Here is a 15,337-nt window from a genome sequence, read left to right as displayed (position 1 = left end):
GCGTGGATACCCTGCAGCTCTTTGCCGCAGCGCGTTGCCTGCAGGAAGACTTTGCCCATCAGACCCTGCGTGGAATTGGCGTAGAGCAAGGCAAAGCGACGCTGCATTTTGCCTGCGGACGCCTTTTCCTGGTAGCACAATCCGCGCCTCTGGGTCTGTTTTGGGATGAGGCTGTACGTACGGTGCCCAAGCCTGCCGGCCCGGCGGCTATTTTGGGGCAGAAGCTTGCGGGATTTCGCCTGCTTGCCATTGAGGTACCTTGGGCCGACCGGATTTTACGCCTACGCTTTGCCCACGCCGGCCTCGACCGGCAGGAACAACGCTGGAGCCTGATTGCCGAGTGTTTTGGCGGGCGTGGTGCGCTGCTCTTGGTGGATGAGAACAGGCATATTCATTGGTCCTCCCGTTGGGACAGCCTTGACCAGGACGAACCGCGAATCCTGCCGCAAGCGTTGTATCGGCCGCCCAGCTCGTCCGCATCATGGGCGACGCTGGAGAACCCGTTGTCGCTGGTGCAGGTGAAGCGCCGCACCATGCTGGGTGTGGATGCAGAGGCAAAGGTCCACTCGGTCTTGCAGGGTCCGCCCGGTGCGCAGTGGTGGCAGCTGCCGGAAGCTGAGCCTTACCCCATCACCGATAACCCCGCTGCCATAGCGATCACCGCTTTAGAAGCAACACGTTGGCGGGAAGTAAGAAATGACAAAGCGGCGCCCGAGAAAAATCCTGAAGACCTGGCGCGAAGGCAAGAAGGACAACGCTTGCGGCGACGTTTGCAGCGTCTGCAAGAGGACCTGGCACGCTGGCAGACAACTCCGGCTTCCGACCGGCGTCATGCGGCTGCGCTCTTCGCTGCGCCCGATAGACTGCATCACGGCGGCCCGGTGCGGGTACTAGAATATCGTGCCGAGGGCATAGCGGAAATCGAGATCGAGATTCCTGCCGGTAAAACCCTCCACGCCTATGCCGAGGAACTCATAAAACGCTCGCAACGGGCGCAACGGGCGCGGCAGCGCATTGCGGAGGAGATTGCCAGGGTCGAACTGGCGTTGCTGCAGCTGCCGCAACGAGAGCTTGTACCGACCGAAGCGATGATGCCGGTAAAGAAAGCGTCCAAACAGGGGGCGCAGCCGGGAATCGATCAGCGTGTGGTCGATGGCTTTACCATTCTTTGGGGCAAGAATGCGCGTGCCAACGACTATCTGAGTTTTCGTTTGGGGCAGCCGCAGGACATCTGGCTCCATGTACAGGACTTGCAGGGCAGCCATGTACTGATTCGGCGCCAGAATGCGCAGCAACCCGTGCCACCGCAAGTACTGCGTAGTGCCGCGGAAATTGCTCTACAACACAGTAATTCTCAGGCCCTGAGTGCGGAAGTAGACTGGACCGAACTGCGTCATGTAAGCCGGCATCCTCAGGGCGGCGCAGGGCGGGTAGTGTATCGCCAGTTTCAGACCCTGCGTGTGCGTCGACCCGGCAGTGCGAGGAATTGATGGATACCCGACTGCGTTTAGCCACAGCGGAAGATTTGCCCGAGATCGTCGCCATCTATAACTCGACCATTCCCTCGCGCATCGTCACTGCAGATACCGAGCCGGTGTCGGTGGAGAGTCGAGTGCCCTGGTTTCACGCCCATGACCCTTCGCGTCGACCTGTCTGGGTGCTAGAGAAAGGGACAGAAATTAGTGCTTGGTTAAGTGTTTCGGATTTTTACGGCCGTCCTGCTTATGCGGCCACGGTGGAACTCGCCATTTATGTTAAAGATGGGCAACGCGGGAAAGGACACGGGAGCATTCTATTGCAGCACGCCATTGATACCGCACCCGCTCTCGGGGTGAGCACATTGCTCGGATTTATCTTCGCTGAGAACCGTGCAAGTGTGCGCCTATTTGAAAAATTTCAGTTTATTGAGTGGGGGAATTTGCCGGCGATCGCCCAACTGGGTGGCGAAACCAGAGATTTGCTGATTCTCGGCCGAAAGTTGGGGTAGTGAGTGGCGGAGGCGGTGAGATTCGAACTCACGAGGGGCGTGAACCCCTGCCGGTTTTCAAGACCGGTGCATTCAACCGCTCTGCCACACCTCCGAGGCGTACAGTGTACGAAAAATCGCAGTGCTGGGGAATCTTGCTGTAAATCTCCTCATGAAACCCAGATTCCACGATGGCTGTGGCGATCTAGGAAACTGTGGCGATGAAGAATTGAGCCGGTGTTACTCCCCCTCGGCGCTTGTAGATTCCTGATTCACTGGTAAAAGGCCCTATTTTGGCTGGGAGATGCGTGCTAGTATCGGCGCCAATTTTCAGGGTTGGAAGGGAGATTGCGCCTTGAACCAATTGCGCAAAGGGTGGGAGCGGATCGCGCCGTGGCGGCCGTTGCGGGTTCTGGTAGCAGCGTCATTATTAGCACTGACCTCTTGTGCCCAACAGACGCCCCCCTTCAACCATCCGGTGCCAGCCCCTGTGCTCCCCCTGCAGTCGGCACTGCCCAGGCTGACGCCGCAGGCCGCCGCCGCAACCCATGCCCCGGACCGCTATCTAGACCGGATGGCCATCGTCGACGCCAAAAAAGACTTCACCCAGACCCCTGATCCAGGGTATGTGCTGGATGCCAATTCCATCATACGCTTTCCCAAAAGCGGACCGGTGGGGGTGATCATTATTGGTGACAGCATTCTGACGGGCTGGTCGGGCTATTTTGCCCATATCTTCCCCAACGCCTTAATTGACGGGCGAGTAGGGCGCCAGTTTTCGGAAGCTATTCCCATCTGGAAGGTGCTGGAGCAGACCCACGTCACCCACCGGGTGGGTTATGTGGTAGTGGAGTTAGGCACCAATGGCGAGGTCTCCCCCCAGGACATGGAGACATTCCTCCGCTTGGTTGGTGATCGTCAGGTCTTACTGGTGATGCCGGAAATGCCTCGTTTCTGGGAGCACGAAGTGCAGAACCTCTATATCCAAACCGCGCGGCAGCATGCCAATGTGCACCTGGTGTATTGGAACCTTTTGAGCCGCGATCATCCCCAGTACTTCTGGACCGACCGGGTGCACCCGGACTGGATGGGAATTCAGGTGATGGTGCGTGCCATTGCCACGACTCTGGAAAAAGTCATCCAAGCGCAGCGCTCCTAAAAAATTCCTTCTCTTCCGTGACCAATCATGTTCCTTTATTTGGACTATCTGAAGTTTCTGGCAATATTTGCGGTTATTGCTTTCCATATTCATGACACCATCAGCTTTGATAGCCCCTGGTTTTCCGGCGGGTATTTGGGAGTGGATGTCTTTTTGTTCTTATCGGGTTTTCTCATCGAAAGATCGTTGGAAAAAGCCGTTGAATCCGACTGGGCCAGCCAGGCCAAAACCTTTCTGACGCGGCGTTTTTCCCGCATCCTGATCCCAATGCTGGTGGTTACCTTACTGGTGGCCTTGTTCTGCCAATTTACCGGGGTACAGCCAGATCCTTGGCAGCCCGCTTTTTGGTCCGCGATTCTAGGCTACAATTTTTACCTGGTTTTTCACCATATTCCTTATTTTCAGATATATAGCACACCGCACCCGTTTCTGGGGATGTGGTTCATTGCCCTATTGGGGCAACTCTATATCGCCCATTTTCTGCTCCGTAGCTTGCTGGGTGGGGGCTGGTTGTGGCGTGCCCTGTTATTGATCTTGATTGGGGCATCCTTTGCCGTGGCCGTGTATTGGTTGCAAAGCGGACAATTGAATGCGGCTTACGTCCTGCCCAGCCATGGCTTTCCCTATTGGACCGGGGCTTTGCTGGCAGCTTTGGGCTGGGGTCGGCGGCGGGAGGCTCTAGGGCAGCCCTGGGCCGACGCCTTGGCGCTGGCGGCAACGGCGGCCATGGTACTGCTATGTGTCTTTGCACCCTGGGAGGGATTCGCCTGGTACTCCGGGGCAGTGACGATATTGACGGCAGTGGCGGTCGGCAGTGCCGCCAAGGGGCGCTGGCTTCCCCAATGGCGGGTGCCGGTATTGGGCAAGCTGGGGGAAATGTCCTATTCCCTGTACCTGTGGAATGTTCCGGCCATTGCCTTTGTGCATTTTTATTACCACGACGCCCCCATCCCGAGCCAATTGCTGTTGGGGGTGATGCTGGTTTTGTTGCTTGCCGTAATCAGCTATGTGGCCATGGAAATCCCCATACAGCGAGCCTTTGGCCGCGCCCTGCGCCACGATTTTCCCCCGGCTGCCTATGCCCTGGTCCTACTCTTGTTGGCGCTGGGTAGTTGGGGCTGGTGGGAGGCCAACCGTGTCGGGTTGGCCTGGTCAACGGCCCACAGCCGCAACCAACACGATGCCCTGTATCAGCAGTTTCTGGAAGCTCAGATAAAGCGCCTGTCCAAGGACTTGAAGACCCTCGCGCACACCTCTTCCCTGGGAGTAGCAGAAAGGCGTGCGGGCGATATGACTGCAGCGGAAACGGCGGAAAGCAGCTCCAGCGGGCTTTTGCAGTGGCAACCGCACCCGGGCTTTGGCTTTTTGTATAACGACAAGGAAATCCGTCAAAACCTGGCCTACCCCCACAAAAAGGTCTTGTTTATCACCGATTCCATCCTTCTGGGCTGGTCTGGCTACGTGATTCACATGGTTCCCAATGCCATCCTCAATGGCCAGGTGGGGCGCTCTTTTTTCCGCGCCCAACCGGTACTGCAGCAGATGCTGGCCGATCCCGGCGACGGTCAGATCCAATACATCGTGGTGGAGTTGGGCAGCAACGGCTATGTCCCCTGGAATGACCTGGAACAGTTCATCCAGGACGTGGGTCCGCGCAAGATCCTCCTGGTGATTCCCGCCGTTCCCCGTCCCTGGGAAAACGAGGTGCGGGAGATGTACCTGCGCGCTGCCGCCAAGTATTCTAATGTACGCCTGCTGCACTGGGATGACATCAGCAAGGGGCATGCAGGGTATTTCGTTGCTGATCAGGTCCATCTGAACTGGGACGGTGCTCAAGCCCTCATGCAGGCTATCCTGCGGGAACTGTATGTCATGGGCTATCGCCAGCCTGGCCCCGGAGAAAGCGGCATCAGTCCGGCGACTCCTCCGGCAAGCCCTGCAGTGGCCGAGGCAAGTAGTGTCTTGGTGGTTGCGCCCGCCCGTTCGGGTCATGCTGCGGCCGCCGTCGGCACGGCCCCAAGCGCCAGCGCCGCGTCTGCGGCGGTGAGCAGTGGGGCGCGGCCGGCAAAGCCCCAGATTACGGCTTCGGCCACCAGTGGCCCGGCAGGGAATGCCGCCACCCGAGGATTCGCCGCCAATGGCGTAGCAAGCATCCCCCTCACCACCGAATCCGTAAAACCTATGCGCATTGTGCCCCTGGCGGCCCCGACCGTTTCCCATCCGGGCAGCAGATCCGGCGGACCAGAGGATGATTAGGCATCTTGGGTCATGTTGCGATTGGCAGGTGTTTGTTATTTTTTGCGAAATTCGGCAGGCAGGGCGAGATAGCCCGCGTGGAAAACCATCTCCACACGAGATATGGGATTGATCGGCTTATGGACGAGGCTATTTCTGGATTCTGCAGCAGCATCGTGCGTATGATGGGCGAGCTATCAATTACTGCCCCGGGGAGGAGAAGTGTTTATTGTAAAAGTGTTGTTTTCCAGTGCAAACGACATGCAGGCAGCCCTGCAAAAAATACGCGCGCAGCTCGCAGAGCTCGATACGGCGCCGGCAGATCTGCAGTCGGCATTGCAATTGCTATTGAGTGAGAAGCCGCGCATGGAGGCGGCGGAGTTTGCCGAGAAGCCCGCTATTGCCGCGATCTACGGAGGGTTTGATCCCCAGGCGGCCGCTATTGCCGAAGCAGCCCTGCTTGAGGCCGGTGCCCTGGAAGTGATCCAGGAATAGTCCCTAGTCGGCAGGGGCGCGGGCAATGGCCCGCAGCAATGCCTTGCCACAGTCATCGGCCTGGCGGCCCGCTGCGAGGATACCGTCTTCGTGGCCGGTCATGCTGAGTACCAGCGGTAGGGTGGCCTCCCGCGCAATCTCTTGTACCGCTAGCGCCATGTCTGGTGTGCCATATTCGACGCCGGCTGGGGTGCGCGGCAGATTCAGCTCCGCCGCACGCCGCCACAACTCCGGAATGTGGACATGGAATACCCAGTCGATATCCGCCCGAATATCGTAAAGTGCAGCGTGACTCATGGACTCGGAAGAGGGAGCTACTGGCCCGCGCGCCCAGACTGTATTGGCGTCGATGTCCCAGCGTTCGACCAAGCTGTACTGCTCGGGGCCGAGAATGGCCAAGTCCCCGGTCTGCGTGCCGGTAATCCAGAAGCCTTCCGCACACCTGCGGCTGAGGTTGCCAAAACCGATACCGCCATAACGTCGCGGGTCGGCGCCGATACCACCAATGGCACGCAGCCGCCGTCGCCAGGATTCCAGATCACCCAGAAAATCCGAGGCAGGGGCGCCACTAGCCTGCCAATGGAGCTGAAACTTGATGACACCTTCTTCTTCCATGCGCTTCACTTTTTGAGAAAGATCGATTGCAGCAGACGATACCAGAATGGCGGGCGGCCGGCTGAAACGCTGGTTTTGGGTGGCGCCTTGGCGGGCGGAGTAACGTCGGCGGGGTAGAGATCGACCCAGGTTGCTCCCCAACTGCTGCGGTCTTGGGCAAGACCAAAGGCGCGCACCGCGGGTTCGTTGTTCAGGATGCTATGGACGCGCTGGCGCAAAACTCCCTTGCCCTTGCCATGGATGATGCGTAGCTGCAGAACGCCAGCAGCGCGGCAGCTGCGTAGATATTCCCGGAGCAAATCGGCGACTTCAGCCGGGCGAAATTGATGCAGATCGAGAACGCCATCGAGCGCTAAGGGAACGGCGTGCTCTTCATGCAGCTGTCTCATGCCTTCCTAAAATCCATACCAAAATCAATGCTAACCAAGGCAGATTGACTGCTAGCACCGGGCTCAGCCAGAGCAGTGCGGCGAAGAGAGCAGCCCCTGCAGCGTAGGCGAGGAGGGCGGTGAGCTGTTGCACGGTCACCCAGCCGGGTTTCTCCCATTTTCGTAGTGCATTGGTCAAACTGATCAGGATGCTGGTGAGGGTGTTAGTGAACACTACTGAGGGCACGCCGGCGACATTGACCTTGCGCGCCAGTACGCTTTGTACCCCCATGGCGGAGGCGGAGCCAAGAATCATGACTGCCAATGCCGCGCCGCCCGCGGGAAACCTCCAAAGCCACCAGCCACCAGCAAAAATCAGCAGACCGATCAGTTCTAGCAGAATGATGCGCTCGCCGCGCCAAAACTGTCGTTCGCCGAGCGCCGTGGCGATCATCGCGCCAATCACAAAGCCGCCCAAGGCCAACAGGGAATGCGTGGCGAGGGCGAGATGCCCCTGCCCCAGGGCCAGGCCGAGCAGGGCGAGATTGCCAGTCATGGCCGAGGTGAAAACCGCATGAAAACAGAGAAACGCAGTGACATCAGCCGAGGCGGCGATAGCCGACAGGAGCTGAATGCGCAGATCGGCGCGGGCAAAACCCATGCGCGTTACCCCACTCACAACAAAACACGCTCAATGCCGCCGTGGCGAGCGAGCTCGGCAAACTGTCGCGCCCAATCTGCACCTATCTGCGCCTTGGCCAGTTCAACCACGATATAGTCGGTATCCAGGCCGGTATCCAGACGGTACCGTTCTAGGCCCTGCTGGCACGCTGGGCAGGAGGTTAGCAACTTGACGTTACCTGCATGGGCCAGGGGTGCCCCGGTCAGCGCCTCGATGTCGTTATGCAAGACTTCTTCCTTGCGCGCGCGCAGTTGCGTGGCGATATCCGGGCGGCTGCTAGCCAGTGTGCCTGCTTCGCCGCAGCAGCGCTCCGAGGCGCGCACTGGCTGGCCTAGCAAGGTTTCCGCCACCGTTAAGGGTTTGTGCGTTTTCATCGGGCTGTGGCAGGGGTCATGGTAGAGATACTGCACCCCAGAAACTCCCTCCATGTGCACGCCTTTTTCCATAAGAAATTCGTGGATATCGAGCAGACGACAGCCTGGAAAAATCTGCTCAAACTGATACTTGAGCAACTGATCCATGCAGGTGCCGCAAGACAGAATCACCGTCTTGATGTCCAAATAATTCAAAGTGTTGGCAACCCGGTGAAAGAGTACCTGATTGCGCACTGAGATCTCTTGACCCTTGTCTTCCTGGCCAGCAGCGGTCTGCGGGTAGCCGCAGCAGAGATAACCGGGCGGAAGCACCGTCTGCACGCCCACGCGATAGAGCATGGCGAGGGTAGCCAGGCCAATCTGGCTGAAGAGGCGCTCACTGCCGCAGCCGGGAAAATAGAATACTGCTTCGCTGTCCGCCGACGTCTGCGGATCGCGCAGAATGGGCACGGTTTCGTGGTCGACGATACCGAGGATCTGGCGCATGGTTTGCGCGCCCATATCAGTAGGCAAAGGCTTGCGCAAAAAGTGAATGACTTCCGCACGGATGTCCGCTTTGCCAGTGGTAGCCGGTGCTTCGCCTTTGGGCAAAAGCGGCCGGACGATGCGGTGCGCCAGGGCCTGCGCCTGATAGGCCGGTTGCAGCACGCCGCGGCGGAGAAAATGCACGGTCTGCGGATCGCTGGCATTAAGGTAGCTCATGGCCAGGCGGGTGCCAGCGCTGAAGGTCTTTTCCCCGCGCGCGCGCAGCAGGTTGCGAATGTGTACCGAGACCTCACCAAAGTCAATGTCCACTGGACAGGGGGTCATACACTTATGACAGGTCGTGCAGTGGTCGGCCACATCCTCCAGGGCCTGAAAATGCTGTTGTGACACCCCGCGTCGTGTCTGTTCTTCATAGAGAAAGGCCTCGATCAAGAGCCCAGTCGCCAAAATCTTGTTGCGCGGCGAATAGAGCAGATTGGCACGCGGCACGTGGGTCATACACACCGGCTTGCACTTGCCACAGCGCAGGCAGTCCTTGATTTCGCGATTCAGGGCGTCGAGCTCGCTCGCCTCCAGAATCAGGGCCTCCTGCTCTACCAACTGCAGGGACGGAGTATAGGCGGTATCAAGGCCAGAACCCGGTAGTAGCTTGCCGGGGTTGAACACGCCCTCGGGATCTACCTGCGCCTTGTATTGTTGAAACGCGGCGATCTTCTCGGGTTCCAACCAGCGCATTTTGGTGATGCCGATACCATGCTCGCCGGAAATTACGCCACCGAGTTCTTTGGCGACATCCATGATACGGTCGACCACCCGATCTGCCTCTTGCAACATGTCGCGATCGGAAGAAAGCACGGGAATGTTGGTGTGGATGTTGCCGTCGCCAGCGTGCATGTGCAGGGCAACAAAGATGCGCGTGCGCCGCACCCGCTCGTGGATGCGGCGAACTTCCGCGAGGACGCCGGTAAAGCGTTCGCCGGAAAAGAGTTCTTCGAGCGGCTTGCCGATGTCCTGGCGGTAGCTAATGCGCAAGTCGCGCTGCAAAAGCAGGCGCAGCAGGCTCTGTTCGCGGTCGATCTTGTCTTGTTCTTCCGCAGGCAGAGTGGGCAGCAGATCTTTGGCGGACTGGTCGAGGTGGGCCAGATAGTTTTCCCAACGACTGCGAATTTCCTGCAAGAGCTGCAGCGCCGCTTTTTGCTTACTGGCGACGATAGAGCGCTCTTCGGCGCTGTCTTCAAAGTACTTCACTTGCCTCAGCTCAGGCAACGAGCCCTGAAGGTAGGCCTGTAAGGCATCAATAATGCGTAATTTATTGGCGATGGATTGCTCGATATTCAAACGCTCAACGGCGCGGGTGTATTCTCCCAAGCGATCAAGAGGAATGACCACGTCTTCGTTGATTTTGAAAGCATTCGTGTGGGCAGCGATAGCAGCAGTGCGACTGCGATCGGCCCAGAAACGACGCCGCGACTCTGGGGTGGTGGCAATGAAACCCTCGGCCCCGCGGGCATTGGCGAGGCGCACTACCGCCGAGCTTGCCGCGCCTACCGCATCGGCATCGTCGCTGGCGAGGTCGGCGAGCAACAGCATGCGCGGGCGTTCGCGTCGCGGCGCCTTGTTGCTGTATTTGACGGCCTTGATGTAGCGTTCGTCGAGATGCTCCAGGCCGGTCAGCAGTACATTCGGCAGAGACTCGACATAATTCTTGACCTCGACGATAGCTGCCACGGCGGGTTCCAGGTCCTTGCCGTAAAACTCCAGGCAGATGGTGCGCAGGTGTTTGGGCATCCGGTGCAGAATAAAGCGGCCGGAGGTAATGATGCCATCGCAACCCTCTTTCTGGATGCCTGGCAGACCGCCCAAGGCCTTGTCGGTAACGTCCTTGCCCAGACCCAGTTTGCGGAAACTGCTGCCCGGCAGCTCGAGAATTTCCGGTGCGCTCCGGGCTGCCTTGCCATCCGTCTCGTAGCGAGTAATGCGAAAACGTACGAGTTTCTGGTCGTGGATCTTGCCGAGATTGTGATCCAGACGCTCTACTTCCAGCCAACTGGCATCGGGCATGACCATGCGCCAGGAAGCAAGGTTATCGAGACAAGTACCCCAGAGCACCGCTTTCTTGCCGCCGGCATTCATGGCGATGTTGCCGCCAATGGTGGAGGCATCCAGCGAGGTCGGATCGACGGCAAAGACTAAACCCGCGTCCTCGGCGAGATCGGCAACGACCTTGGTGACCACGCCAGCACCGGCCTCGACCACGGGTACCAGAGATTCGCAGCCGGGCAGGGCGACCTCCTGGATGGTGGAGATCTGGTCGAGCTTTTCCGTGTTGATGACCGCGCTGCGCGGGGTAAGCGGAATCGCCCCCCCGGTGTATCCGGTGCCACCGCCACGCGGGATGATGGCGAGTTGTAATTCGCGACAGATACGCACCTGCTCTGCGAGTTCCGCCTCGGTCGCTGGATACAAGACCAGCAGCGGTAGTTCGACGCGCCAATCCGAGGCATCGGTCACGTGCGCCACGCGGGCATAGGGGCTGAAATCGATGTGGTCTTTGGGGCTGACTTTGGCTAGCGCGTGAGCAGCGCGTTTGCGCAGGGCCCGCTCGGCATCGAAATCGGCTATGAAGCGTTGCTTGGCCTCGCGACAGCGCGCCAAAAGCTGTAAAACCAGGGCATTGTCTTCGGCGCGCTGGACGATTTCCTCCAGGCGATGATCCAGGGCCTGCCACAGTGCCCGCCGCCGCTTGTCATCCGAAGACAAGTCTTCCTGGAGATACGGGTTGCGTGCCACTACCCACAGGTCACCCAGCACTTCAAAGAGCATCCGTGCTGAACGTCCGGTAACCCGATGCTCGCGCAGCTTTTCCAGGGTCGCCCACGCCTCCTGCCCAAGAAAACGGCCAACGATTTCCCGGTCAGAAAAGGAGGTGTAGTTGTAGGGAATTTCGCGTCTTTCGCTCACGGAATCACCATATTATCGATGAGTCTTACCGCACCCAGGCGGGCGGCGGCAAACCAGCGCGCCCCGGAGCGGGTGTTGTTGATAGTCTGTAATGTTGTACTGTCGCGCAGTTCCAAATAATCCAGCACAAAGCCCGCGGCTTGCAGGCGCTCGCCCGTCTCCTGGGCAGCCGGTAATGCCAAGCTGTTTGCCGGGAGTTGGCAAAGCTTACGCAGTTCAGTAGCGAGTTGCGGCGCGATGACGCGCTGTTCTGGCGACAGACGGCTATTGCGCGAACTCAAGGCTAGCCCATCAGTATCTCGCTCAGTAGGCCCACAGAGTAGTTGGGTGGCAAGATCAAAGTCGCTCAGCATCTGTTGCACGATGCGGAATTGTTGATAGTCCTTTTCCCCCAGCACGAGGATATCGGGTTCCGCCAAGTGCAGCAGCTTGAGGACGATGGTCGCGACGCCGCTGAAGTGTCCGGGCCGCTGTACACCGCAGAGGATATCGCTCAGCGCTAGTGGGGGTACGACGCGGGTCTGCTCCGTCGCACCTAGCGGGTAGAGATCCTGATCACTAGGCACGAAGACGGATGTGCAGCCGGCCTCAGCCAGCTTGCGCAAGTCTTCCTCTACACTGCGCGGATAGCTGCTGAAGTCCTCTCCTGGTCCAAATTGCAGGGGGTTGACGTAGATGCTGACCAGCACTTGCTCGGCACGTGCCTGAGCGAGACGCAGCAAGGCGAGGTGTCCGGCATGGAGATGGCCCATGGTGGGCACAAAGGCCAAGCTACCGCGCAGTTGCTGTCGCCACTTGCGCAGGCTGCTGGGATCACGCAAGACAGGCATCAGCGCTTTCTCGATGTTGCTGGGAAGGACTGGTCACGCACGGCTTGCGTGTAGTCGGCAAGGCCAGAACGTAGCAGTGCCGCACCGTCGACAAAGGCACGGGCAAAGGGCGGCGCCTTCCCCAATCCGAGCACGTCATGCATTACCAACACTTGCGCATCGGTATCTGGACCGGCACCAATACCAATGACGGGAATGGCACTTTGCTGTGTGATACGCGCGGCGAGATCGGCGGGAACGGCTTCCAGCAACAAAAAACGGGCACCAGATTGGGCCAGGGCAAGGGCTTCCTGCACCAGCCGTTCCGCTGTTTCGGGAGTTGCCCCTTGCCGCTGAAAGCTGCCCCATTGGCGTAAACGTTGTGGCGTCAGTCCCAGATGTACACAGACGTTCAGACCGCGCGCGGCACAGAATTCCAAGTGCTCCTTGAATTCCAGACCGCCTTCCCATTTGATGACTTCGGCGCCGGCGCGCAGCAGGGTAGTTGCGGAACGCCAACACTGCGCCGGGCTCTCCTCATAAGTTCCAAGCGGTAGATCGGCAAACACGAGGCTCTGGGTACAGGCGCGCGCCACCATCTCGGTATGGTAGGCCATCTGTTCCAGGCTTACCTGCAGGGTATCGCGATGTCCCTGCACCACCATCCCCAGAGAATCGCCTACGAGAACGCCATCAACGCCGGCCTCTTCCGCCAGTCTAGCGAAAGGGTAATCGTAGGCCGTTACCAATACGCGCTTTTCGCCGCGCTGCTTCGCGGTGTTCCAGGTATCAATCCGTTTGCTCAACTCTGCCACCCCAACTCGTGTAATTTATTCCCGACTAATTCAGTCAGGATTTTAGCATCATTCTCGCGGGCGACGAAGTCCAGACCCTGCCCGCGCAAGTCAATGTGTTCCCCTGGGTAGGCTGCGAAAAAATCTGCATAGCGCGTTTGTACTTGGGCAAGGTACGCCCGTTGCATGGCCGCGTCCCAGCGATCGCCGCGCGCAGCAATGCGGGCATAGAGTAGATCCAACGGTGCGTCGAGAAAGATCATCAGCGCCACCTGCGGTGGCTGGGGCAGGAGCTTGCTACGGATGCGTAAATAGAGGTCTCGCTCTGCCTCGTCAAGGGTCTGAGCGGTGAAGAGTAGATCTTTGCTCGGGCTGTGGTCACTGAAACACAAGCCCGCGGGTAGCGCCTGCCACTGGCGGCATCGTTGCAGCAAAAAATGCAGTTCTGTAGCCAGGGCATGACGACCATCGGCATACAGCTCTGCCAGAAAAGGATTGTCTGCGGGTGTCTCCAGGCATTCTGTGGCCTGAAAATGCCCCGCGAGTAGGTGCGTGAGGCTGGTTTTCCCTGCCCCCATGGGACCTTCGCAGACGATCAACATGAGCGCCGCAAGTCCTCGCTATCCTGCTGCACGGGCAGCGGCGACAGGCTTTGTCCGGCGACTGCAGGTAGAAGGTCGGCGATACTGCCCGCGCCAGGGATGCGCATGTTAGGGTCATAATCGGCCATGGGCCGCAGCACGAAGGCACGATTGGCAATTTCTGGATGGGGCAGATACAGGCTTGGCTCCTGACACTGCAGTTCTCCATAAAGTAATAGATCCAGATCCAGTACCCGCGGACCCCAGACCAACTCTATCGCGCGCCGCCGCCCGGCCTGCTCTTCGATGTCATGCAAAGCGCGCAGCAATTCGTTAGGCGCAAGCCAGGTTTCCAGGCGGGCCACAGCATTGACAAAAGGAGGTTGCGCCACGCCGCCAATGGGTGCCGAAAGGTAATCACCAGAAACCCAGTCGAGGCGTGACGCTGGCAGTGCTGCTAAAGCATTCCGCGCCCGCATAACTTGTAGACGGGGTTCTTGCAGATTGCTGCCGATACCTACCCAGGCAATCACGGCAGCAGGTTTTCTTGTTTCAGCCAACGCAAGGCTCCGTCTTTGTCATCAAAGGCTCCGTTCCAGGTCGCATCTTGCAGGCGCAGCAGCAATGCACCCAGTTGCGGTCCTGGGCTGATCCCCCAGTCTTGCAGGTCGCGCCCGTCTACTGGCGCTTTTTGCCAGCGCTGTACCTGCAGATAATGCCACGCCGATGTTGTCAGGTCTGGCTCATCGTGCAGGACCAAAGCACACAGAATACCTGCCGGCGTCCAGCTCTGCCAATAGCGTGCTTGCACCGCAAGTTCCAGTCCTGGCAGATGCGCGGGCAGTGCGGCAAGGTCGTGCAGCCAGTGCTTGTCCGGTTGCCACTGCCAGTGCTGCCAGTGCTGCTCGCGCAACGCTGGGGGGCTGAAAGCCGCGAGCAAGAGGAGCGCTGCGGCGGGTCGATCCACGGTATCGCCCGAAGTTTTCTGATATTGCGCGAATGCGTTCTCCAGGCGCTGCAATGCTGGCCAGAGCTCTGGCGGGGGAGAGTGTAGCGGTGGCAGAAGAGCGCCTAAGCCCCAGTCGCAAAAACTTCGCAGGTTGCTGGGTAGATCCGCTAGCTCCAACAAAAGACGCAACTCCCGGAACAGGCGGGTGCCGCTCAAGCTGGCAAAACCATTACTGTTGAGAAGACGTTGCAATTGCTGCTGGGCCTGCGGCCCGAGAGAAAAAGCGAAGCGGCGGGCAAAGCGCAGACCGCGAAGGATACGCGTGGGATCATCTTGAAAAGAGCGCGGGTGCAGCACTTCCAGGATGCCCATGCGCAGATCTTCTCGACCAGCGAAGGGGTCAAGAAGCTGAGCAAAAGACTCGGGCGTAAGCTGGAGCGCCATGGCGTTACAACGAAAATCCCGGCGCAGTAAATCCGCATGGATATCGGCAGGGAATACTTCGGGCAAGGCACCGGGCTGCGAATAGTGTTCGCCACGACAACGGGCCAGGTCCCAGCGTAGCCCCTCTGCACTCTGTAGGCTGGCAGTGCCGAATACAGAACGCTTGTCCAACTGGAAGCCAACGCTCTGCAGGGCATTGAGGAAAGGCTCTACATCACCGTCAATGGCCAGATCCCAATCCTGACTCGGTTGCGCCAGGAATAGATCGCGTACCACTCCACCGACGAGATAGAGCTGAGAGCCGAGCGCCTTGGCCTGGGCGCCAAGAAATTGGAGTTGTTGAACACGCGTGCTAGACCAGGTTTTCTGGAGGAGTTGCAGAATTTCTTTCGGGCCGCTGTCGAGGGCCAAAATACGAG

The 15,337-nt window shown here is 59.0% G+C and carries 14 protein-coding genes and 1 tRNA gene; 5 read left to right on the top strand and 10 right to left on the bottom strand.

Annotated features, from left to right (window positions below):
* Window positions 1–2 precede the first annotated feature (2 nt).
* Together AB4090_RS03710 and AB4090_RS03705 are read left to right on the top strand one after the other, a co-directional pair.
* A complete protein-coding gene (locus AB4090_RS03710) occupies window positions 3–1,490 on the top strand; it encodes an NFACT RNA binding domain-containing protein (protein ID WP_369572513.1) in 1,488 nt (495 codons plus the stop codon).
* Window positions 1,490–1,987 carry an N-acetyltransferase family protein gene (locus AB4090_RS03705; RefSeq protein ID WP_369572512.1) on the top strand — a complete coding sequence of 166 codons (498 nt, stop codon included), beginning with the start codon at window positions 1,490–1,492 and terminating at the stop codon, window positions 1,985–1,987. The genes AB4090_RS03710 and AB4090_RS03705 overlap by 1 nt, the downstream gene beginning before the upstream one ends.
* Window positions 1,988–1,991: 4 nt before the next feature.
* Here AB4090_RS03705 and AB4090_RS03700 read toward each other — a convergent pair.
* A tRNA-Ser gene (locus tag AB4090_RS03700) sits at window positions 1,992–2,081 on the bottom strand.
* 189 nt (window positions 2,082–2,270) lie between these two features.
* On the opposite strand from AB4090_RS03700, the gene AB4090_RS03695 reads away from it, so the two are divergent.
* From AB4090_RS03695 to AB4090_RS03685, 3 genes are all read left to right on the top strand, one after another.
* Window positions 2,271–3,125: an acyltransferase gene (locus AB4090_RS03695; RefSeq protein WP_369572511.1), complete on the top strand. Its 855-nt coding sequence runs from the start codon at window positions 2,271–2,273 to the stop codon at window positions 3,123–3,125.
* Between the two features lie 27 nt (window positions 3,126–3,152).
* Window positions 3,153–5,381, top strand: a complete 2,229-nt coding sequence (locus tag AB4090_RS03690) for an acyltransferase family protein (RefSeq protein ID WP_369572510.1) — start codon at window positions 3,153–3,155, stop codon at window positions 5,379–5,381.
* Window positions 5,382–5,582: 201 nt separating this feature from the next.
* Entirely contained in the window at window positions 5,583–5,855 is a 273-nt protein-coding gene (locus tag AB4090_RS03685; protein ID WP_369572509.1) for a hypothetical protein, read from the top strand.
* Window positions 5,856–5,858: 3 nt separating this feature from the next.
* On the opposite strand, the gene AB4090_RS03680 is transcribed toward AB4090_RS03685, so the two are convergent.
* The 9 genes from AB4090_RS03680 to AB4090_RS03640 are packed head-to-tail and all read right to left on the bottom strand — an operon-like array spanning window position 5,859 to window position 15,329.
* On the bottom strand, window positions 5,859–6,470 hold the full coding sequence (locus tag AB4090_RS03680) for a class II aldolase/adducin family protein (RefSeq protein WP_369572537.1): 612 nt from the start codon (window positions 6,468–6,470) through the stop codon (window positions 5,859–5,861).
* Between the two features lie 5 nt (window positions 6,471–6,475).
* Window positions 6,476–6,859, bottom strand: a complete 384-nt coding sequence (locus AB4090_RS03675; protein ID WP_369572508.1) for a Smr/MutS family protein — start codon at window positions 6,857–6,859, stop codon at window positions 6,476–6,478.
* Window positions 6,843–7,517: a DUF1275 family protein gene (locus tag AB4090_RS03670; RefSeq protein WP_369572507.1), complete on the bottom strand. Its 675-nt coding sequence runs from the start codon at window positions 7,515–7,517 to the stop codon at window positions 6,843–6,845. The genes AB4090_RS03675 and AB4090_RS03670 overlap by 17 nt, the downstream gene beginning before the upstream one ends.
* Window positions 7,514–11,341, bottom strand: a complete 3,828-nt coding sequence (locus AB4090_RS03665) for a DUF3683 domain-containing protein (RefSeq protein ID WP_369572506.1) — start codon at window positions 11,339–11,341, stop codon at window positions 7,514–7,516. The genes AB4090_RS03670 and AB4090_RS03665 overlap by 4 nt, the downstream gene beginning before the upstream one ends.
* Entirely contained in the window at window positions 11,338–12,171 is an 834-nt protein-coding gene (gene panC / locus AB4090_RS03660; protein ID WP_369572505.1) for a pantoate--beta-alanine ligase, read from the bottom strand. Before panC ends, AB4090_RS03665 begins: the two co-directional genes overlap by 4 nt.
* A complete protein-coding gene (gene panB, locus AB4090_RS03655; RefSeq protein WP_369572504.1) occupies window positions 12,171–12,956 on the bottom strand; it encodes a 3-methyl-2-oxobutanoate hydroxymethyltransferase in 786 nt (261 codons plus the stop codon). Before panB ends, panC begins: the two co-directional genes overlap by 1 nt.
* The gene (locus AB4090_RS03650; RefSeq protein ID WP_369572503.1) at window positions 12,953–13,546 is read right to left on the bottom strand and encodes a deoxynucleoside kinase; all 594 of its coding nucleotides are present in this window, start codon (window positions 13,544–13,546) and stop codon (window positions 12,953–12,955) included. The genes panB and AB4090_RS03650 overlap by 4 nt, the downstream gene beginning before the upstream one ends.
* A complete protein-coding gene (gene folK, locus AB4090_RS03645; protein ID WP_369572502.1) occupies window positions 13,540–14,085 on the bottom strand; it encodes a 2-amino-4-hydroxy-6-hydroxymethyldihydropteridine diphosphokinase in 546 nt (181 codons plus the stop codon). The genes AB4090_RS03650 and folK overlap by 7 nt, the downstream gene beginning before the upstream one ends.
* The gene (locus AB4090_RS03640; RefSeq protein ID WP_369572501.1) at window positions 14,055–15,329 is read right to left on the bottom strand and encodes a CCA tRNA nucleotidyltransferase; all 1,275 of its coding nucleotides are present in this window, start codon (window positions 15,327–15,329) and stop codon (window positions 14,055–14,057) included. The genes folK and AB4090_RS03640 overlap by 31 nt, the downstream gene beginning before the upstream one ends.
* Between the last annotated feature and the right edge of the window lie 8 nt (window positions 15,330–15,337).

This window comes from Acidithiobacillus sp. IBUN Pt1247-S3, assembly GCF_041146875.1.
Lineage (GTDB): Bacteria > Pseudomonadota > Gammaproteobacteria > Acidithiobacillales > Acidithiobacillaceae > Igneacidithiobacillus.
This window is presented reverse-complemented; position numbering and strand designations above follow the sequence as displayed.